The sequence below is a fragment of the Pseudomonas sp. 37 R 15 genome (assembly GCF_900004865.1).
GTDB classification, from domain to species: Bacteria; Pseudomonadota; Gammaproteobacteria; order Pseudomonadales; family Pseudomonadaceae; genus Aquipseudomonas; species Aquipseudomonas fluorescens_AM.
The window spans coordinates 132,879-151,935 of record NZ_CVTV01000051.1 but is presented as its reverse complement, the minus strand read 5'-3'; the positions used below and the strand labels follow the sequence as shown (position 1 = coordinate 151,935).

Annotated in this window: 16 protein-coding genes and 1 pseudogene; 8 read left to right on the top strand and 9 right to left on the bottom strand. The window is 59.4% G+C overall.

The features are described from left to right. Positions 1-34 precede the first annotated feature (34 nt). Entirely contained in the window at positions 35-1,474 is a 1,440-nt protein-coding gene (locus tag BFQ04_RS19085; RefSeq protein ID WP_065952140.1) for an ArnT family glycosyltransferase, read from the top strand. Between the two features lie 15 nt (positions 1,475-1,489). Here the strand turns inward: BFQ04_RS19085 and BFQ04_RS19080 are convergent, their stop codons facing one another. Further along, positions 1,490-1,978 (bottom strand): TIGR00645 family protein, encoded by a 489-nt coding sequence (locus BFQ04_RS19080; protein WP_057724985.1) that lies wholly within the window; start codon positions 1,976-1,978, stop codon positions 1,490-1,492. A gap of 165 nt (positions 1,979-2,143) precedes the next feature. On the opposite strand from BFQ04_RS19080, the gene BFQ04_RS19075 reads away from it, so the two are divergent. After that, positions 2,144-3,964 (top strand): hypothetical protein, encoded by a 1,821-nt coding sequence (locus tag BFQ04_RS19075; RefSeq protein ID WP_065952139.1) that lies wholly within the window; start codon positions 2,144-2,146, stop codon positions 3,962-3,964. A gap of 7 nt (positions 3,965-3,971) precedes the next feature. Here the strand turns inward: BFQ04_RS19075 and BFQ04_RS19070 are convergent, their stop codons facing one another. Both BFQ04_RS19070 and BFQ04_RS19065 read right to left on the bottom strand, forming a co-directional pair. After that, entirely contained in the window at positions 3,972-4,289 is a 318-nt protein-coding gene (locus BFQ04_RS19070) for a PA4575 family protein (protein ID WP_065952138.1), read from the bottom strand. Between the two features lie 299 nt (positions 4,290-4,588). Then, on the bottom strand, positions 4,589-7,027 hold the full coding sequence (locus tag BFQ04_RS19065) for a Lon protease family protein (RefSeq protein WP_065952137.1): 2,439 nt from the start codon (positions 7,025-7,027) through the stop codon (positions 4,589-4,591). Between the two features lie 266 nt (positions 7,028-7,293). Between BFQ04_RS19065 and BFQ04_RS19060 the strand changes: the two genes are divergently transcribed. The 4 genes and pseudogenes from BFQ04_RS19060 to BFQ04_RS19045 all read left to right on the top strand — a co-directional run bounded on the left by BFQ04_RS19060 (position 7,294) and on the right by BFQ04_RS19045 (position 11,515). Further along, a complete protein-coding gene (locus tag BFQ04_RS19060) occupies positions 7,294-7,782 on the top strand; it encodes a DUF3015 domain-containing protein (protein ID WP_003194274.1) in 489 nt (162 codons plus the stop codon). A gap of 92 nt (positions 7,783-7,874) precedes the next feature. Next, positions 7,875-9,728 carry an Lnb N-terminal periplasmic domain-containing protein gene (locus BFQ04_RS19055; RefSeq protein WP_065952136.1) on the top strand — a complete coding sequence of 618 codons (1,854 nt, stop codon included), beginning with the start codon at positions 7,875-7,877 and terminating at the stop codon, positions 9,726-9,728. Between the two features lie 153 nt (positions 9,729-9,881). Next, a pseudogene (locus BFQ04_RS19050) lies at positions 9,882-10,193 on the top strand (chorismate mutase). Positions 10,194-10,429: 236 nt separating this feature from the next. Then, positions 10,430-11,515, top strand: a complete 1,086-nt coding sequence (locus BFQ04_RS19045; RefSeq protein ID WP_065952135.1) for a type I restriction endonuclease — start codon at positions 10,430-10,432, stop codon at positions 11,513-11,515. 64 nt (positions 11,516-11,579) lie between these two features. On the opposite strand, the gene BFQ04_RS19040 is transcribed toward BFQ04_RS19045, so the two are convergent. After that, on the bottom strand, positions 11,580-11,870 hold the full coding sequence (locus BFQ04_RS19040) for a DUF3077 domain-containing protein (RefSeq protein WP_065952134.1): 291 nt from the start codon (positions 11,868-11,870) through the stop codon (positions 11,580-11,582). 427 nt (positions 11,871-12,297) lie between these two features. On the opposite strand from BFQ04_RS19040, the gene BFQ04_RS19035 reads away from it, so the two are divergent. Continuing rightward, positions 12,298-12,654, top strand: coding sequence for a hypothetical protein (locus BFQ04_RS19035; protein ID WP_065952133.1), 357 nt, complete (start codon positions 12,298-12,300; stop codon positions 12,652-12,654). Positions 12,655-12,709: 55 nt separating this feature from the next. Further along, complete coding sequence (locus tag BFQ04_RS19030) at positions 12,710-13,207, top strand: GreA/GreB family elongation factor (RefSeq protein ID WP_065952132.1); 498 nt, start codon at positions 12,710-12,712, stop codon at positions 13,205-13,207. On the opposite strand, the gene gdhA is transcribed toward BFQ04_RS19030, so the two are convergent. The 5 genes from gdhA to BFQ04_RS19005 form a co-directional block, all read right to left on the bottom strand. Beyond that, complete coding sequence (gdhA, locus tag BFQ04_RS19025) at positions 13,204-14,541, bottom strand: NADP-specific glutamate dehydrogenase (RefSeq protein WP_065952131.1); 1,338 nt, start codon at positions 14,539-14,541, stop codon at positions 13,204-13,206. The genes BFQ04_RS19030 and gdhA overlap by 4 nt on opposite strands. Positions 14,542-14,751: 210 nt before the next feature. After that, complete coding sequence (gene aepX, locus BFQ04_RS19020) at positions 14,752-15,642, bottom strand: phosphoenolpyruvate mutase (protein ID WP_065952130.1); 891 nt, start codon at positions 15,640-15,642, stop codon at positions 14,752-14,754. A gap of 48 nt (positions 15,643-15,690) precedes the next feature. After that, positions 15,691-16,536 carry a hypothetical protein gene (locus BFQ04_RS19015; protein ID WP_065952129.1) on the bottom strand — a complete coding sequence of 282 codons (846 nt, stop codon included), beginning with the start codon at positions 16,534-16,536 and terminating at the stop codon, positions 15,691-15,693. Positions 16,537-16,559: 23 nt separating this feature from the next. Beyond that, the gene (locus BFQ04_RS19010) at positions 16,560-17,789 is read right to left on the bottom strand and encodes an aminotransferase class I/II-fold pyridoxal phosphate-dependent enzyme (protein ID WP_065952128.1); all 1,230 of its coding nucleotides are present in this window, start codon (positions 17,787-17,789) and stop codon (positions 16,560-16,562) included. Between the two features lie 39 nt (positions 17,790-17,828). Then, positions 17,829-19,046, bottom strand: coding sequence for an MFS transporter (locus BFQ04_RS19005; protein ID WP_065952127.1), 1,218 nt, complete (start codon positions 19,044-19,046; stop codon positions 17,829-17,831). Between the last annotated feature and the right edge of the window lie 11 nt (positions 19,047-19,057).

The following is a 19,057-nucleotide window of genomic DNA, read 5'->3' as shown; positions in this document are numbered from 1 at the left end:
TCCCCCGAGCGGTCCCCTGCCCGGTAGCCACTCGATGACGCGTCCCGTTCCCCTGCTGCTCCTGCTCGTTGGTCTGCTGTTTTTCTTCGCCCTTGGCAACCATGAACTGCAAGGTTCCACCGAGGCCCGCGTTTCCGGGATTGCCATGGCCATGCACCTGGACAATGACTGGGTGGTGCCGCGTCTGTTTCGTGAGCCTTTTCTGGAGAAACCGCCATTGAGCCTTTGGCTGGACGCCGGGGCGATTCGCCTGTTTGGCGCGAGCACCGGGGCCGTGCGCTTGGCGTCGGCCTTTGCCGGGTTGTTCAGCGTGATGTTGCTCTTCGGGATGTTGCGCCGGTTCGGACGGCCTACAACGCTGGCGTTCAGCGCTGCGCTGATCCTGGCGACCATGGCCAGCTATTGGGGCAATGTGCGAGGAGTGGGTGAGGATTCACTGCTCAGCCTGGGCGTGACCGCAGCGTTGCTGGGGTTCTATCAGGCAGTGCGCCCCGAGGCCGAGCGCCAGGGTTCCACCGCGTGGGCGTGGGCATTGTTTACGGCGGGGATGGTCATCGCCACGTTGAGCAAAGGTGTGCTGGGCCTGGCGATGCCGGGGATTGTGATGTTTGTCTACCTGGCCTGCATCAGCCTGATGGATAAGCGCCTGCGTATCGGCGACTGGCTCAAGCCGGCGCTGTTCACGCTGCTGGCGCTGATACCGCTGCTGATCTGGCTGGGGTTTCTGTTTCAGCGCGGCGGCCTGCAGGCGGTCGGCGAAGTGCTGTGGACCAACAGTGTCGGGCGCTTCAGCGGCTCGTTTGTGGAAGCCGGGCATTACGAGCCGTTCTATTACTACCTGGTCAAGCTGCCTGAGGCCTTCCTGCCATGGAACATCCTGGTGTACCTGGGCCTGTGGCACTTTCGCAAGAGCCTGGTGCGCAACCGCTACCGTCTGTTTTTCAGCGTGTGGCTGGTGGCGCAATTTACCCTGCTGACCCTGGCCTCGAGCAAACGCACCGTCTATTTGATGGCACTGACCCCGGCCGCCGCCGTTCTGGCTGCGGAATATGCGCGGGTCCTGCTGGAATGGGCCGAAGCACGCAAACCGGCACTCTACCGCTACCACCGACAGATCATTGGCGGTGTATTCACCCTGGCTATCGCCTGCTACCTCAGCGCCGCCTTCTGGTTCGCACCCAAAGCCGATGTGCGCCAGTCATTCGTGCCCGTGATCAGTCAGGTCCAGACACTGCAGGACGAAGGTAAAGAGGTGGCGCTGTTCCAACCCAATGAACGGATCGCCGGCGCCAGTGTGTTCTATCTGCGTGCGTATCTGCCGATTCTGCAGACAGAGCCCCAATTGCACGCCTTTCTCAGCGCCAAACCCGGCAACGTTGCGCTGCTGGATCATACCGATCGGCTCAATCAGACAGTCACCGTGGTCAAGCAAATGACGATCAACCGCCAGCCCTACTATTTCGTCGAGCAGTAAGGCCGGCGCGCGTCATCAGTGTTTGGTCAGCTTGTCCAGGTAACCCATGGCAAACGCCGAGACCACGAAGGTCATATGGATGATCACGTACCACATCAGGTGTTGCGGATCGACGTTCTTGGCGTCCATGAAGATGCGCAGCAGGTGGATGGAGGAAATCGCCACGATGGAGGCCGCCACTTTCATCTTCAGTGACGAAGAGTCCATGGTGCCCAGCCAGTTGAGCTTTTCCTTGTTCTCATCGATATCCAGCTGCGAGACGAAGTTCTCGTAGCCGGAAATCATCACCATCACCAGCAGGCCACCGACCAGGGCCATGTCGATCAGCGACAGCAGCAGCAGGATCACCTCCGACTCCAGCAAGCTGAAAATATTGGGAATCACATGAATGATTTCCTGGAAAAACTTGATCGCCAGGATCAGCAACCCCAGGGATAAACCCAGATAGATCGGCGCCAGCAGCCAGCGCGCGGCATACATCGTGTTTTCGATAAAGCGTTCCATTGAATCTCACACAGCTTGGCTAAAAATGGTGCCGAGTATACCAGTGGCTACCCGGCGCCTGTCACCGCGAGAAAACTGAGCCAAGTGGCATCTGTAAGAGGATTTTTCTGCTAGTGTCGAGACCATTCACTCGGCTCGATGATGTCGGACAGGAAAACTCAGATAATGGATGTGCGATTCCCTTTGGCCAGTCTAGGCCTGTGCGCGGCGTTGCTGATGGCCAGCGGCTGCTCCCCCAAAGAAGAGCAGAAGCAGGCCACCCTCGAAGAGAAAACCACCCAGTTCGAACAGTCCCTGGACAGCATCCAGGACCCCAAGCTGCGCGACGTCATCGCCGACCTTGGTGGTTCGCTGCTGTTGCTGGAACGTGCGCGCATCAAGCTCGACACCAAGCCCGTCGAAGCCGAATACGGGGAAGACAGCCTGGCCCTGCTCAAGCATTACCCGAGTCCCCAGGCTTTGGTGGACACCTATATCAACGGCCTGTTCGTCCTGCGCAGGGCCTCTCATTCCGACTACCTGACGGATTTGCAGCCTGTCTTCCCGTTCACGTTCAACGCTCCCGAGCAATTCCCCTTCCCCCATGGCCTGGAGTGGGAGTCGGTGACCTTGAGCAACAACAAAGTCATTCCCTTCCAGCCGGAGTGGTCGGAAACCGACCCCGGCATCCAGCTCAGCCCCAGCAGCTCCAACCTGACCAACCCCGACGACCTGACGGTGACCTACCCGTTCATCGAGGGCATCGAGACGGAAAACAAGAGCCAGCCGCAGCCTGTCAGCCTTAAAGGCACGATTGAAGTCGCCGCGCCGGGCAGGGTGCTGACCTTTGACCTGGCAAAAAACGACGTCGGTCATTCACGCACCGAGGGCAATATCAGCCTCAAGCTGTTGTCGCTGGACAAGAATTACGCCGAAATCGAACTGACCAACAGCCAGCCGCTGGCCACCGAGCTGGGCGACGACTCGCCCAACCCGCTGCTGGTACAGGCCCGGGACGGCATCGGGCAATTTCTCACCCGCTCAGGCTCAATCAACGAAAGCGCTGCGCAAGTGGCGTTCTACGAGAAACAGCTGGCGCAGCTGCAACAGCAGAAGGCCTGGTCCGAAGCGTTGGATAAACAGCTCACCGACGCGCAAAAAACCTTCGAACACACACAGAACAGCCATTACGCCAAGGTGTACTTCAACGGGTTGATCGATACCCTGCAGGTGAATGTCCTGGACTTTTCCAAGGCCACCGTAACCCGCAAGGCGCTGGACCTGCCGGTAATGCGCTTCGACAAAAACAGCCTGCAACAGAGCGTGCAACCCTTGCCGATGCCGGTCACGGTGTATGACGACGCTGCCGCCAGCTGGCTCAAAGACGCGTCGATGACTGAAGATCAGCTGAAAAACAGCGTGACCATCAGCCAATCGACCGAAGACGCCAGTGCGGCGAAAATCGTGTTCGACCACCCTTTCACCTTCAATGACGATCTGGTCGGCGCCGAGCGCAACAACAGCGCCGCGCCGATCACCTTTTTCACCGCAGACGATAAGGGCGAGCGCGGCGAACCCATCGAGTTGCCGACCGAGGCCTACGAGCTGAACGCGGCAAGCGGCACGCTGACCTATGACCTCAACCTGTTCCCGGAAACCCCGGCGTTTGTGGTCGGCTCGGTCCCGCTGTTTCTCGCCACCATCGAGAAGGCCGCGATTGACGTCAACCAATTGCCCAAGGGCCTTTCGCTCAAGGACAACGCGCTGATCGTCGACCAGCAAGCGTTCCCCGCCGACAGCTGGCGCTTCTACGCCAGGGATGCGAGCGGCAACTACCTCAAGGAAATTCTCGGCGTGAGCCACCGCGCCGAGGAATACGGTACGGCGTTGTTTGATGTGCATTATTTTTATGGCCAGCCGACTACGCTGGAAAGCTACCAGCGCACCGACCTCAATACCGTGCAATATGGCTTTGAGGTCAAGCTGGACAAACCGGAAGGCAAATAGCCCTCGATCATAGGGCCAACCGCTCCTGGCCGCCGTTGAGTTGGCGCAGATGGGCTTGCAGGTGCAGGCACCAGATCTGCGGCTCGTCCAATTGCTCGTAACCGTGCAGGGTCAGGCTGTCGACTATGGAAGCCAACATGGTTTGCGCCACGAACGGCCCGTGAAACGGGCCTTGAGACTTTACGGTGGAGGGCTGCTCGCCCGACATGCCTGCGGCAAATAACAACGTCCACAGCCCGTTCTCCCCGGCAAGGGGGCGAATGGAGCATTCGATACGGGTTTCCAGACCCAGGCACTGGCGGATAAGGCAAAGGTTGCGCGACATGGCGGCGACCCTCGGTAGTTCGGCGTTCAGCCCCAGCGCAAAGGCGAGGCTGGTTCTATCCTGCGACTGCTGTGGATATCCCTGATATTGAGAATAGAAGAAAAACGCGACAAACCAGGGTTGTAGGGACCAACGGACATTCTCTCCAGGCACCTGTCAATTTAATGACAAAAACAGATCAAACTGTGGGAGGGGGCTTGCCCCCGATGGCGGTGCATCAGTCAAAAATATTGAGACTGACACACTGCCATCGGGGGCAAGCCCCCTCCCACATTTTTGATCTCATCAAGCTTCAGGGATCAGGTGGGTTTGGCCTCCGCTAAAGCCTGCTGCGCCAGTTCCTTCTCCGCTTCTTTCAGGTCTTCTTCGCTGATCATTTCCGCAATCGCGCGCAAGCGCTCCACGACGCGCGCATTGACCGTGCCTTCCGGGAACTGCCCTTCCGCATCCGGCTCACCGGCATCCTCGCCCACCAGCAGGCTCAACGCTTCATCCGCCTGGCGCACCGCATAGATATGGAATTGCCCGGCGCGCACCGCCTGCAATACCTTTTCGTCGAGCATCAGCGTGGCCACGTTGGCCTTGGGAATGATCGCGCCCTGTTCACCGGTCAACCCGCGCGCTTCGCACAGGCGGAAGAAGCCTTCGATCTTCTCGTTGACCCCGCCTACCGCCTGCACTTCGCCAAACTGGTTGATCGAGCCGGTAATGGCAAAGCATTGCTTGAGCGGCGTCTTCGACAACGCCGAGATCAAGGTGCAGGCCTCGCCCAGGGAAGCACTGTCGCCATCCACGTAACCGTAGGACTGCTCCAGCGCGATGCTGGCCGAGATCGCCAGCGGGAATTCCTGAGCGTAACGGCTGCCCAGGTAACCGGTGAGGATCATCACGCCCTTGGAGTGAATCGGCTGACCGAGGTTGACCTCACGTTCGATGTCGACAATGCCGCTGCCGCCCGGGTACACCGTGGCGGAAATCCGCGCCGGTACGCCAAATGCCGAATCTCCCACCTCCAGCACCGTCAGCCCGTTGCACTTGCCGACCGCGGCGCCGGCGGTGTCGATCAGGATTACCCCGGCGAGCATGTCATCGAGAATCCGCGCCGACACGCGGCCGGTGCGCGTGGCCTTGGCCTTGAGCGCGCGCTCGATATGCCCGGCATCGGTCATTTCGTCGCCCGCCAGGTGACGAATGAAGTCCGCCTCGCTGACCAACTGGAACAAATCACCGATGCGCGCCGACAAACGGCCCTGATGTTCGGCCAGGCGTGCGCTGTACGTCGCCAGCCGCGCCACCGCATCCGACGTCAGCGGCGCCATGCCTTCTTCCGAGGTGCGGGTTTTGAGCAACTGGGCGAACTGCTCCAGGCTTTCGTCGACCATCGGGATGTCTTCGTCGAAGTCCACCAGCACCCGGAACATTTCCTGGAAGTCCGGATCGGCGTCCTGCAACGCGTAGTACAACTGGCGCGACCCGATGATGATCACCTTGACCTGCAACGGAATCATCTGCGGGTTGAGGGTCACGGTGGCCAGGCGTCCCAGTTCGCCCAGCGGCGACTCCATCTTCAGCTTGCGTGATTGCAGGGAACGCTTGAGCGCATCCCACACAAACGGCTCGCTGAGCATCTTCTCGGCTTCAAGAATCAGGAAACCGCCATTGGCGCGGTGCAACGCACCCGGGCGCAGTTGACGATAAGTGGTGTAAAGCGCGCCCTGGTCGGTGCTGTATTCGATACGGCCGAACAGGTTGTCGTAGGTCGGGTGCGGTTCAAACACCACCGGCGCGCCGCCGTTGAGCGAATGCCCCACCACCAGGCTTGGGCAGTATTGCTCTTCGAGCAACTTGCGCGCCTGGGCATCGGTCTTGGCGTCGTCGACCAATTGCTCGACCACGGTTTTGAGCAGATACACCTGCATGGCCTGCAGGTAACCGCAGACGGCGGCGTTTTCCGCGTACTTTTCCGACAGTGGCGCAAGCAAAGGCTGTAGGGCCAGGGTGATGGTTTCTTCGTTGAACTGGCGCAGTTGGTTGTTTGACTCACGCTTCCACTGCGGCAGGCTCGCCAACTCTTCGTTGAGGCGCTCTTCCAGCTCGGAAATATCAGTGTGAAAGCGCTCGCGGTCGGCTTCCGGCAGCTGCGAGAACTCCGCTTCGTCCAGCGCCTTGCCGTCAAGCATCGGCGTGAAGGCAATGTTGGAGCTGTCGCGGTACAGCGCCACGTCTTTTTCCAGGGCCAGGCGCTCGATCACGTCCAGGGCCTTGTCATAACGCTGGTTGAACGCCCGGTCGATGGCGCTTTTGCGCTGTTGATACGTCGGGTGTTCAAACACCGCCGGGAAGGTCGCCACCAGGTTGTCGACCAGCGCGTTGATATCGGTGATAAACGCTGCAGCGCCGCCGCCTGGCAATTCCAGCGCGCGCGGTTCGCGCGGCTCGTCGAAATTATTCACATAAACCCAGTCCGACGGGGTTTGCAGGCGTTTGCCTTCGGCCTTCAAGTAACGTTTGACGAATGAAAAGCGACCGGTGCCGGGCTCGCCCATGACAAACACGTTGTAACCGGGGCGTGGCATGGCCACACCGAACTGCAAGGCTTCAACCGCACGTTCCTGGCCAAGCACACCGCGAAAGGGCTCCAAATCATTGGTGGTCGAGAAGCTGAACTGTTCAGCGGAGAAAGGGCGAGTCAGCGCTTCGGGCGCTAGACGCAAGCTGGCAGCAACAGGATCAGGCATCGGGCTTCCTTACATCAGGCGGGGCAGATGGGGGCATTCTGGCTCTCGGTTGCGCGCTCTGGCAAGGCGCGCTGTTGGGAAAGCATAGCCACGGTACGCGTCCCACAAAAAAATCGTTCAAGACTGAATGTTTTATAAAAACTCACGGAACCCAGGGAACGCGCCTAAACTCCAAACTGCGCGGGTTGGACTAATAACTGGCCCCTAGGGTGCTGCGAAGCGCCTGAACCCTTGTCCATTGGTTTGCACACAAAGAGAACAAAGCTATGAAACGGATCCTTCTTGGTACTCTCTTCACCGTCGTCTCCCTCAATGCAATGGCAGAAGCACCAGGTGGCCCGAACTGCGGTTGGGGCAACATGTTGTTTGAAGGCCAGCGCGGTACTCCTGCTCACTTCCTGGCTTCCACCACCAACGGCACCTCGGGTAACGCCACCTTCGGCATGACCTCGGGCACCAACGGTTGCAGCACCAACAGCGCCCTGACCTACGGCGGCAAGTCCTGGATTGCCATGAATGGCATGATGAACGAGCTGTCCGAAGACATGGCCAAAGGCAACGGCGAAGCGCTGACCACCTACGCGGTGGTACTGGGTGTAGCTCCGGAAGATCGCGATCACTTCGCGGCCGTGACCCACGAGCACTTCCAGCAGATCTTCAGCAAGGCTGACGTGACTGCTGATGACGTGCACAACAACACCATTGCCGTACTGAAAAGCGATGCCCGTCTGGCGAAATACGCTACCCAGGCTTAAGCTCGACCCACCCGCGTCTTTCGAGGCGCGGGTTTTGTTTTTTCGACCTGTCCCCCTTGGGTCTTTTTTTCAGTCCGACTTAAGTAGCCCCCATGCTCAAACGCCTCGCTTGCCTGGCTCTCTTCGCCTGCGCCCCGCTGCACGCGGCCCCGCACCTCGACGATCAACGTTTGCAGCAACTGGCCAATGATCCGTTCTGGCTTTCGCTGGGGCACTACGAGGCCGGCAAGATCAATGGCTGGCGCAGCTATGTCAGCGACAAGAAATTCTTTCTCGCCGCTGACGGCGCGCATCATCCGGACGCCGAACTCAAGGCCACTGTGGATGCGCTCTACGCACCGGCCAGCCTGGGCGAAAAACATGCCCAATGCGTCTACCCCGCCCGCACCCGCTGGCTCAAGGATCAGTTGCAACTGACCGACCTGCCTGCCGTGGACTGCAAAGAGTTCAAACAATGGTTCTCGGACGTCGCGCCCCACAGCGCGGTGATGATTTTCCCGGCGGCGTACCTCAACAGCCCCTCGTCGATGTTCGGCCACACCCTGCTGCGCATCGACCAGGCCGACGTGCAGAGCAACAACACCGCCCTGCTCAGCTACGCAATCAACTTCGGCGCCTATATCGAAGGCTCGGACAACAGCATTCTGTATGCCTGGAAGGGCCTGATGGGCGGCTACCCCGGCCTGTTCGCCCTGGTGCCCTACCAGGAGAAACTCTCCGAATACCGCAGCCTGGAAAACCGTGACCTGTGGGAATACCGCCTGAACCTCACCGAAGTCGAGACCAAGCGCATGGTCGAGCACGTGTGGGAACTCAAACAGATCCAGTTCGACTACTTCTTCTTCGATGAAAACTGCTCCTACCGCCTGCTGGAACTGCTGCAAGTGGCGCGCCCCGGCCTGCGCCTGACAGAGCAATTCCCGCTCACCGCGATCCCGACCGATACCGTCAAAGCGGTAAAGGACGCGGGTCTGGTGGAAAAGATCGACTATCGTCCGTCCCGCGAACGCGAGCTGCTCGAGCGCGCCAAACCGCTCGACAGCGATGAGCAGCAATGGGTACTGAAGATCAGCGATGACCAGAAACAGTTGCAGGAGCCTGCCTTCAAGGCGCTGCCTCGCGAGCGCCAGGCCCTGGTGGTGGACGCCGCCTATCGCCTCGGCCGCTACCGTGCCAACGGCCTGGAACGCGACACCGCACGCTCCCAGCGCAGCTTCGAACTGCTGCGCGCGATCAATCAGAACCCGGCGCCCGACCTGAAGATCACCCCGCCCGGCCTGCCGGAAAACGGCCATGAGTCACGCACCTGGCAGGCCGGCATCGGCACCCGTGGCGACAAAGCCTTTGGCGAATACGGCCTGCGCATGGCCTATCACGACCTCAACGACAACGCCGAAGGCTTCCCCCTGGGCGCACAAATCGAAATCCTGCAGATGAAACTGCGCCAGTACGAAGGCAACCACTGGCAACTGCAGCAACTGGACCTGGCCACCATCCGCTCCCTGACCCCGCGCAACGCCCTGTTGCAGCCGTGGTCCTGGCAAGTCACCGGCGGCCTGGAGCGGGTGCCGGGCAAACATGACGACGAAACCCTGGTGGCCCACGTCAACGGCGGCGCCGGTGGCACCTGGCAGCTGTCGGACGACATGCTCGGCTTCGCCCTCGGCACCGTGCGGGTGGAACACAACAATGACTTCAGCGAAGCCATCTCCCCCGCTGCCGGCTTCAATACCGGCGTGTTGTGGAAGAACCCACTGGGCAACCTGAGCCTGGAAGCCAAGGGTGATTTCTTCACCAATGGCGAAGTTCGGCGCAGCATCAGCCTCAACCAGCAATGGGAACTGTCACGCAACCTGGGCCTGCGCCTGAGCGCCCAGCGCGAGTACAGCCACCTGTCGACGCCGGTCAATGAAGTGATGCTCGAAGTGAAGTGGTACCACTACTGACTCAAGCCTGGTGAAAATCTAAATGTGGGAGGGGGCTTGCCCCCCGATAGCAGAGTGTCAGTGACGGGAAGCTTGACTGACACACCGCCATCGGGGGCAAGCCCCCTCCCACATTTTATTAGCATTGCTCGCATAATCAGGAGCTCACTCAATATGGCCGTTCGCTCCACTACCCTCGAAGAAGTCCGCAATAACATCGACCTCCTTGACCAACAAATAGTCACTCTGATCGCCGAACATGGCCACTAGGTCTCCCAAGCCGCACGCTTCAAAAACGACACCGATGGCGTCAAGGCGCCACAACGAGTTGAACAGGTGCTCGCCAAGGTGCGGGGGTTATCCCAGGTACTCGGCGCCAACCCTGAGGTTACTGAGCAGGTATATCGCGCGATGATTACGGCGTTTATCCAGCAAGAATTGGCTGAATATGCTGTGCTGGACAACGCTCGCAAACCACGAAAGTGATCCATCCATCTAAGCTGCTCAGGATTATCAGCCTTTTGCCTGCAAGCACTGATGCATAGCACTCTCGTAACTCATTGAAAAATAGACCGGAAATTTCAGACGCCTTTTTAGCTTTTTTCAGTCGAAACAAACTACCTCTCACTTCATTCTCTTTATGAGGTTTTGTGTCTAGTATCGGATGGCAATCAATTTGCCACCACTTCTATACACGGATCCGAATAGGGTAAGAGGCTTATATGGAATTTCTTGAAAAACTCACCAGTCTGGCGTCAAAGGTGCGCCTGCAAGGCGCCGCCATCCAGACGGAAGAAGCTACAAAAAATGCTTTTGTAATGCCTTTTATCAACACCGTGTTGGGTTACGACGTGTTTGACCCACAGGAGGTGACGCCCGAATTTGTCTGCGATGTCGGGACGAAAAAAGGTGAAAAAATCGACTACGCAATCATGAAAGATGGCGAAGTTCAGATACTCATCGAATGCAAAAAGATCGGCGAGTCATTGAGCATTAATCACGCGTCGCAGCTCTTTCGGTACTTTCACGTCACGAGTGCAAGAATCTCAATTCTTACCAACGGCCAGGTCTACAGATTTTTTACAGACCTGGACGCCCCTAATAAAATGGACGAAAAGCCATTTCTAGAGCTGGATCTGCTGGACATTGATGAATACTCCGTACCAGAGCTGATAAAACTTACCAAATCGGCCTTCGATGTCGACTCAATCATCAGCGCAGCGGGAGAATTGAAATACGTCAGCCAACTCAAGAAGCTCATTGGCGCCCAAATCAGTAAACCAGAAGACGACTTCGTGAAGTTCTTCGCGTCCCGTGTTTACGAAGGAGTAATCACGCAGAAAGTACGTGAGCAATTTTTCGAACTGACACGAAAAGCGTTAGCTCAATTTTTGAATGATCAAATTAATGAGCGACTTAAGTCTGCAATGAGTGGTGCAATTCAGCCGACCCTAACGTCATTGTCTATCGCGAACAGCACGAATGCAGCCATACAGGAACAAAACGAAGCAGAAGATAAAATTCTCACAACCCTTGAAGAGCTGGAGGGTTACCACATCGTCCGCGCTGTCGTGCGCTCAGTTGTCGATGCCAAACGAATCGTTCAACGTGATACCCAAAGCTATTTTGGGATATTACTGGACGATAACAACCGTAAGCCCATCTGCCGACTCCACTTCAATCGTAGCCAAAAGTACCTCGGGGTATTCGACGAAGAAAAGAATGAGACCCGACACGCTATTTCATCCATTGACGAGATTTACGAATACGCCGACCAGCTAAAAAAGACAGTGGGTTATTACGAATAAAGTCTACACCGACAGACCGAAGTTAAAACTGTGGCGAGCGAGCTCGCCACAGGGTAATGCTGTTTTACTTCGCGGGTGTCATCGCTTGGCTCAGGTCATCCACTACTGCTTTGCCCATCTCACACAAGTAATGCGCAGCCCACGCATATTGCTCGCCACGCACATCCATTGCGGCCTCCATGGCAAGCTTTTTGGAGTAGTAAAGCAAGGTAGAGGCATGCTCCAGCGCCTCATCAATTGGCATGCCGGAATTGACACGGAATAGCGGCTTTTCGTTTTCGCCGTAGTCGCCGAAGGTGACGACGCCGAGGGTAGTGATTGACGACAGAGGTGGATCAGGAATGACTTTAGACATGGTGTACCTCTAAGTGAAATAAAGGACCACCACAGCACGTCGCTAAACATGAAGGGGTGGCAGCTGTACGCGGGTTAGCGAACCGGTCACCTAGACACCCGGCAGATCCGAAGATCTCCCGCGCACAGCCGCCATAACACGGTATCAGCAGGCAAAAAATTCGCCAGCCAAGGGTGTAAAGAGGATGAGTCTCGGTGGTTCGGGTCGCTAAACCCGGACGCCGTTTTCACAGCGAAGCCAGGAGACTAGTAACCCAAACCTTAAGGCGCAATAGACTAGAGATTCTCTAGGAAATGTCCTGCAATTTAAAGGGAAGCGTCGTTGATGGCCCTTTAACCAACACCTTTCTCACACATCTTTCACCCCCCTCAGACAAATCCCCTTCTAGACTCTCCCTATCAGCCGTGGATCGGCCAGGGAGTACGCCATGTGGCGGTATGCGCTAATGCTGTGTGCAGTGGTGTGGCTGACGGGCTGCCAGACAACCCATCAGGAGTTGCTGGCCAAGGGTTATCCACCCGCGTTCGCTGACGGCTTTGACGACGGCTGCAGCAGCGGTCGCCAGGCCGCCGGGGTGATCACGGGCGAGTTTCGCAAGAACGTGCCACGCTATCTGAAAGATCGGCACTACGCCGAAGGCTGGGAAGACGGTTTCCGCCAGTGCAAAGCCATGCGTGAGAACGAGAAACTGCGCGAGTATCAGGACAACCGCAGGAACGATCGCGAGCACGAGTGGCAGGAGGAAAAAGACCGTGACGCGGCCAAAGCCTATCGCTCGCAATGAGCGTGGGAACGATCTGGCGGTGAACATGGCCCAAACTCCATTGAAGGAGAACGTCATGAGCCGAGCTTTTGTAAATGAGGACAACGCTGCCGCCCAGGCCGACCAGCCGGTGGAGCGTCAGGTCAGCGAACAGCCCAACCGCCTGACCGCGCAAGGGTTGGCGCAACTGCAGGCCAAGGTGGCGCAATTGCAGCAGGCATACAGCAACGAATCCGCCAAGGGCGAGCAGGCAGACAAGCAACGCCAGGCCGATCTTGAGCGGGATTTGCGCTACTTCAACCAGCGCGTACACAGCGCCCAGGTCGTTGCGCCGGCCACCGCTATCGACAAGGTACAGATCGGCAGTTGGGTGACCTTCGCCAACGAGCAGGACGAGCAGCAGCGCATCCAGTTGGTCGGCGAAGATCAGGCCGACGCCAACGCGGGCCTGATCAACTGGGGTTCGCCCCTGGGCCGCGCGTTGCTGGGCGCCCAGGTGGGTGACGAGGTGCTGTGGCGACGGCCCGTCGGCGATCAGTTGATCGAAGTGCTGGGCATCGAACCCGACGTCTAGACGATACCCTGGGCCAGCATCGCGTCGGCGACTTTGACGAAGCCTGCGATGTTCGCGCCCTTCACATAGTTGACCCGGCCATTTTCCTCGCCGTAGTGCACGCAGGCATGGTGGATCGACTGCATGATGTTGTGCAGCTTGCTGTCCACTTCACCCGCGGTCCAAAGCAGGCGCATGGCGTTCTGCGACATCTCCAGGCCACTGACGGCCACGCCGCCGGCATTGGATGCCTTGCCCGGCGCGAACAGAATGCCCGCGTCGATAAAGATATCCACCGCTTCAAGGGTGGTCGGCATGTTGGCACCTTCGGCCACGCAGATGCAGCCATTGCGCAACAGTGTGCGGGCAGCATCAGCGTCGAGTTCGTTCTGGGTGGCGCAGGGCAGCGCGATATCGCACGCCAGCGCCCAGGGTGTTTGACCCTTGCGAAACTCCAGGCCGAAACGCTCGGCCAGTTCGCTGATACGACCACGCTGCACGTTTTTCAGCGCCAGCAGGGCCGACCATTGTTCCTCGGTCAAACCGCTTTCGGCGTACAACGTCCCTTCGGAGTCCGACAGGGAAACCACCTTGCCCCCCAGGTCCATCACTTTACGCGCCGCGTATTGCGCCACGTTGCCGGAACCCGAGATCGCCACGCGCTTGCCCTCGACCCGCTGGCCCTGGCGCTTGAGCATTTCCTCAGCGAAATACACACAGCCAAAACCAGTGGCTTCCGGACGGATCAGACTGCCGCCGTAGGTCATGCCTTTGCCGGTCAGGACGGACATGAATTGATTGCCCAGGCGTTTGTACTGACCGAACAGGAAGCCGATTTCCCGTGCGCCCACGCCGATATCGCCGGCCGGTACGTCCACGTCCGCACCGATGTGGCGGTACAGCTCGCTCATGAACGCCTGGCAGAAGCGCATCACTTCGGCGTCGCTCTTGCCCTTGGGATCGAAGTCCGAACCGCCTTTGCCGCCGCCCATGGGCAACGAGGTCAGGGAGTTCTTGAAGGTCTGCTCGAAGGCGAGGAATTTCAACACGCCCAGGTTCACCGAGGGATGGAAGCGCAAACCGCCCTTGTACGGGCCGATGGCACTGTTCATCTGGATACGGAAACCGCGATTGACCTGGACCTTGCCATGGTCATCCACCCACGACACCCGAAAGGTAATGGCGCGTTCCGGCTCGCACATGCGCTCCAGAATGCCCGAGGCCAGGTAATGGGGGTTGGCTTCAAGAAACGGCCACAGACTGCGCAGGACTTCCTCTACGGCCTGATGGAATTCCGGTTGGTCGGGGTCGCGTTTCTTGAGGTGGGCAAGGAAGGATTCGACGGATTCGCTCATGAAAAGTCTCGGCAAAATGATTGTTGTTAAACAGAGATTGAGCCGGACTTTATCAATTCATTTCGCACCGCGACAGGGCAAAATGTCGCCTTTATGAATTTAAATGGTGCATTTGTATAAATAAACAGCGATTTTCGCCCTGAAACGGGGATTTCAACCCGACACATGCACCGATGAGTGAAAGGCTGTACGACAGCCCCACGCATCGCGTTAGCGCGTCCCGGGCACGAGGTCGAGTATTTCCTCGATGCCCAGGCAGCGCGGCTCCAGTTCCAGGGTCCTGCCATAGGCGAGTATGCCCACCGCGGTGTCGCGCATAGCCAGATAGGCACTGCGCAACATGTGATTGGCGTAAATCACCGCGTTGAAACCTGCCTGCTCCAACACCTCGAACTTCAGGTGAGCGTAGCTGGTGGGCACACAAATCAGCGGAACCTTGGGCCGTTGCCGACGAAACTGCCTGGCGAACTCGAGGATTTCCAGGCCATCCTGTCTGCGGCTGTGGATCATGATGCCATCCGCCCCCGCCTCCACATACGCCAGGCACCGCGCCATCGCCTCTTCCATACCGCGATCGAGGATCAAGCTTTCACACCGTGCAATCAGCATCAGCCCCGAGCCGGTGCGACTGGCACAACCGGCCTGGAGCTTGGCGCAAAAGGTCTCGATGGACTCCTGCGCCTGGTCGACCTCGGTACCGAACAGTGAATTCTTCTTCAAGCCGCACTTGTCTTCGATCACCACCGCAGAGACGCCCGCACGCTCCAGCATCTTGATATGAATCGCGAAATGTTCGGGCTTGCCGCCGGTGTCGGCATCGAATATCAGCGGCAGCGAACACACATCGAATATTTCGCGGATCCCCGGCAAGCGGTTGCTGGGCGAGAGAATTTCGATATCGGGTAACCCGCGCTGGGTCGAGTCGGTCAGCGAACTGGACCAGATGGCGTCGTACCCCACTGTATGCCCGGGGCTGATTTCCAGCCTGGCGCGCTGCGCGAGCAACGCCGATATCGGGCTATGGGCTTCGAGTACGCGCAGGCAACGGGTGCTATCCAGTAGCGCCGACAGAGGGCGTCGGCGCGCGTCGGTGTCCATCATAAGGTTCAGGCTCCAGGTCAGCGGCACAACGGGGGTTATCGGGCCGCCTCAATCCCAGGCGGGCTGTTCACACTTGAGCACCGACGCCATCTTTTGCAGATGCTCACAGGCCCTGGCCACGTATTCCCCGGATAGCCGCGCGATACGGCTGTAATCGACGGCCTGCCCGGTGGCGCTGGCGTACAACCGCAACGCCTCTGCCGCATGCTTGAAGTGGCGCGCTTCCACGCTGCCGCAATGCACGCTGAGAAAGCTCGCCACGCGGCTGGTCTCACCGGCGCTGTAGCCGCGCACATCGCGCAACCACTGCTTCCATAACGGCGTCATCAGGTTGTATTCGCCGGTGTTGAACAGCTCCGTCATGGCCATCATTTCCAGCGCCTCAATGAGCTGCGGCGCCAACGGGCGTTTTTCGCCAACCCAGCCGGAAAATTCCTTGGTGATCGGGTTCAGGAATTTGTCCTGCAGGCGCCATTCATCCGAGCCGCATATCGCCGAAGCCATGCGGTAATACAGCTTGGAGTGGTGCGGATGCCCGTGCATTTCGCCCAATCCGATGTCCTCGACAATGATCTCGCCACAGTGCGCCGCCGCGTCGAGCATCTGCAGCCGAGCGTCGTCGGCCAGGGATGCCGACTCCTGGAGAATGCGCACAATGATGCTTGAGACAGCATGGGCGGCGCCGTCCGGGCTGCGCCAGCCGCAGAAGAACGTACACAGCGACGACTCGCTCCAGTTACTGGAAGTCATGTCGACATAGGTCTCGCAGTACCTGTCCAGCTCGGCAGGCTGGTGGTTGAAACCGCTGAGCAGGGCCTGGGCCAGATGTCGGTCCTCGACATCCACCAGCGCCTGGTTCACGTACCCGATAAATTGGCGGCTCAGATTTTCCACGGCTCATATCCTTTTGGGTGGGGTTAGTGCGCAACGATTTCTGCCATGAAGCGCGCGAAGCGCGTGAGGCCTTCGATCAACGCTTCACGCTCAACGGCGTAGGAGATGCGGATACTGTTGCGGTCGCCGCAGCCGGAGCCGGGCACCACCGCGATATGGGCCTCGGTCAATAACAGATCGGCCAGGTGGTCGACATCGCGGATAACGGTGCCCAGGTAGCGGCCACCCAATTTGCGCGACACATCGACAAACAGATAGAACGCCCCTTCCGGCGGGGCGCAGGTGATGTCATCGATATGCCCCAGGCAAGTGCAGGCCGCGAGCAGTTGCTGGTCGAGGAAGGCGTTGACCTGGCGGGTAAAGTGCGGCGCGTCCGCCATCAGGGTGCCGAGCGCGGCGTATTGAGAGAGGCTGCTGGGGTTGGATGTCGTGTGCCCCTGCAGGTTGTGCATGGCGGCGATGACCGCCGCGGGCGCGCACGCATACCCTACCCGCCAGCCGGTGACCGCGTGGCTCTTGGAAAACGAATCGACCAGCACCGTCTGGTGTTTGAGCGGCGCAAACAGCGAGACGATGTTGTGATGTTCATGGGGCGCGCGCACCAGCTTGCGGTAGCACTCGTCGAACACCACCCACAGCCGGTGTTCGAACGCGAGCCGAGCGATCCCCAACAGTTGTTCGCGCTGATAAACCGTGCCCGTCGGATTGTTCGGGGTGTTGATCACAATCATGCGGGTGCGTGAGGTCAGGGCGTTTTCGACTGCCGTGCAGGTGAGGCGATAGTCATCGGCTGCCGTGTCGACATAGACCGGAACGCCACCGGCCAACTGGATCTGGGTGGGAAAGGTTTCCCAGTACGGCACCGCAACGATGACCTCATCCCCCGGATCGAGCAGTACCATTGCGGCGTTATACAGCGCCTGCTTGGCACCGGCGGTTACGGCGACTTCATCGGCGGTGTAGTTCACGCCGCAGCGCTGAGTGACCCGCTGCGCCAGCGCCTGGCGCAACTGGGGCAAGCCGATGGGCGGCGTATAGCGGTTGCGCGCATTGGCCAGCGCATCGCTCGCGGCAGCTTTCATGGCCGGGCAGGCATCGAAGGTCAATTCACCGGCGGCAAAATTGATCACGTTGACGCCGGCTTCTTTCAAGGCATTGGCTTTGCTGCGCATGCTGGACGTGCCCGGTGCGCTGAGGCGTTGCGCACGCCGGGACAACGGCAATGACACGGCAGACGGTTCACTGTTATTCATTGTTATACCTGCCAGAACACGCTGAAAAATTCGTTCGCCCTACCGGGCCTGGGCCTCCAGCCCTCGCTGAACCCGCCAGGACAGCGGCAAGGTGAGCAACAAGGTGGCGGCCAGCAATAAGACGGCCACGGGCACGCCGGTGGTATCTCCGAGGCTGCCGAACAGCACCGGCGCCAATGCGCCGCCACCGATGGTGCCGGTGTAGAACACTGCAAACGCCTGGTCGCGCCGGCCCGGCCCCGCCAGGTCCGGCACCGCGCCGTACAGCACCGACGACGTGCCATTGAGCGCCAGCCCCAGCAGCGGCAACATCACCATCAAGCCGGCGTAGGGCAGGTACACCGCCATGACGATCAACACCGCCGTGGTGAACTCCGTGGCCCACACCGTCTTCATCATGCCGATGCGCGCACCGAGGTAACCGCACAACAATTTGCCGAACGCGCCCCCCACGAACAGCATCGTCAGCGCCAGGCCAATGCCCGCAGGCCCGGCCCCCTTGGCCTTGAGCAAAAACGGCAGGAACGTGAGAAAACCCATGCGCACTGCGCTGTCCAGCGTGCCGGTCACGATCAGCGCGCGCAGCCCGCTCGCGGAACCGGCGCCGCCGCCCGCGCGGGTGGCTTTCACCGGCGCCGCCGAACCCTCGGTGCGTGCCGGGATCAGCCACCACAACAGGCCGGCCGCCAGCAGCCCGAGTACACCCAGCAGGGTGACACTGGCGCGCCAACTGATAACCGCCAGCAACAGGCCGATCAACCCCGGGATCAGGGTCTTGCCGATATCCCCGCTGAAGTTGTATTGCGACAGCGCTTGTTTGACGCCCCCGCCCGCCTCGTGGGTATCGGTGATCAGCGACGAAGCCAGGGGGTGCTGCGTACTTGCACCCAGACCGCCCAGCAGCAGCGCCACCAGCAGCACCGCCAGCCCACCGGCCTGGCCGGCCAGCAGGTAGGCCAGGCCCGCGAGCGCAGTGCCGCCCACCAGCAGACGTTCGCGTCCCCAGCGCGCCGCAGCGCGGCTGGCCAGTAGCTGGAAACCGGCCATCATGCCCGCATAGGCACCGCGCAACAGGCCGACCTGGGCGTAGCTGAGGCCGAATTGCGCTTGCCAGATCGGCAACAGCACGTAGATCACATCGGTCAGGCCGTCGTGCACGGCATGCGCGCCGCAACCGGCCACCAGGGAACGGCGACGCACGCTTGCCGAGTCAGGCGGCGACAACGACGGGGCTGCGGTTGGCTTCAGGGTGTTCATCTGGATCAGAG

Excerpts from the sequence above, each read along its gene's own strand:
- BFQ04_RS19040 (WP_065952134.1), bottom strand. The coding sequence starts at position 11,870 with ATGTCTAAAGTCATTCCTGATCCACCTCTGTCGTCAATCACTACCCTC.
- BFQ04_RS19010 (WP_065952128.1), bottom strand. The coding sequence starts at position 17,789 with ATGAATAACAGTGAACCGTCTGCCGTGTCATTGCCGTTGTCCCGGCGT.
- BFQ04_RS19035 (WP_065952133.1), top strand. The coding sequence starts at position 12,298 with ATGTGGCGGTATGCGCTAATGCTGTGTGCAGTGGTGTGGCTGACGGGC.
- BFQ04_RS19045 (WP_065952135.1), top strand. The coding sequence starts at position 10,430 with ATGGAATTTCTTGAAAAACTCACCAGTCTGGCGTCAAAGGTGCGCCTG.
- BFQ04_RS19085 (WP_065952140.1), top strand. The coding sequence starts at position 35 with ATGACGCGTCCCGTTCCCCTGCTGCTCCTGCTCGTTGGTCTGCTGTTT.
- gdhA (WP_065952131.1), bottom strand. The coding sequence starts at position 14,541 with ATGAGCGAATCCGTCGAATCCTTCCTTGCCCACCTCAAGAAACGCGAC.
- BFQ04_RS19065 (WP_065952137.1), bottom strand. The coding sequence starts at position 7,027 with ATGCCTGATCCTGTTGCTGCCAGCTTGCGTCTAGCGCCCGAAGCGCTG.
- BFQ04_RS19075 (WP_065952139.1), top strand. The coding sequence starts at position 2,144 with ATGGATGTGCGATTCCCTTTGGCCAGTCTAGGCCTGTGCGCGGCGTTG.
- BFQ04_RS19005 (WP_065952127.1), bottom strand. The coding sequence starts at position 19,046 with ATGAACACCCTGAAGCCAACCGCAGCCCCGTCGTTGTCGCCGCCTGAC.
- BFQ04_RS19070 (WP_065952138.1), bottom strand. The coding sequence starts at position 4,289 with ATGTCGCGCAACCTTTGCCTTATCCGCCAGTGCCTGGGTCTGGAAACC.
- BFQ04_RS19055 (WP_065952136.1), top strand. The coding sequence starts at position 7,875 with ATGCTCAAACGCCTCGCTTGCCTGGCTCTCTTCGCCTGCGCCCCGCTG.
- BFQ04_RS19080 (WP_057724985.1), bottom strand. The coding sequence starts at position 1,978 with ATGGAACGCTTTATCGAAAACACGATGTATGCCGCGCGCTGGCTGCTG.
- BFQ04_RS19060 (WP_003194274.1), top strand. The coding sequence starts at position 7,294 with ATGAAACGGATCCTTCTTGGTACTCTCTTCACCGTCGTCTCCCTCAAT.
- aepX (WP_065952130.1), bottom strand. The coding sequence starts at position 15,642 with ATGATGGACACCGACGCGCGCCGACGCCCTCTGTCGGCGCTACTGGAT.
- BFQ04_RS19030 (WP_065952132.1), top strand. The coding sequence starts at position 12,710 with ATGAGCCGAGCTTTTGTAAATGAGGACAACGCTGCCGCCCAGGCCGAC.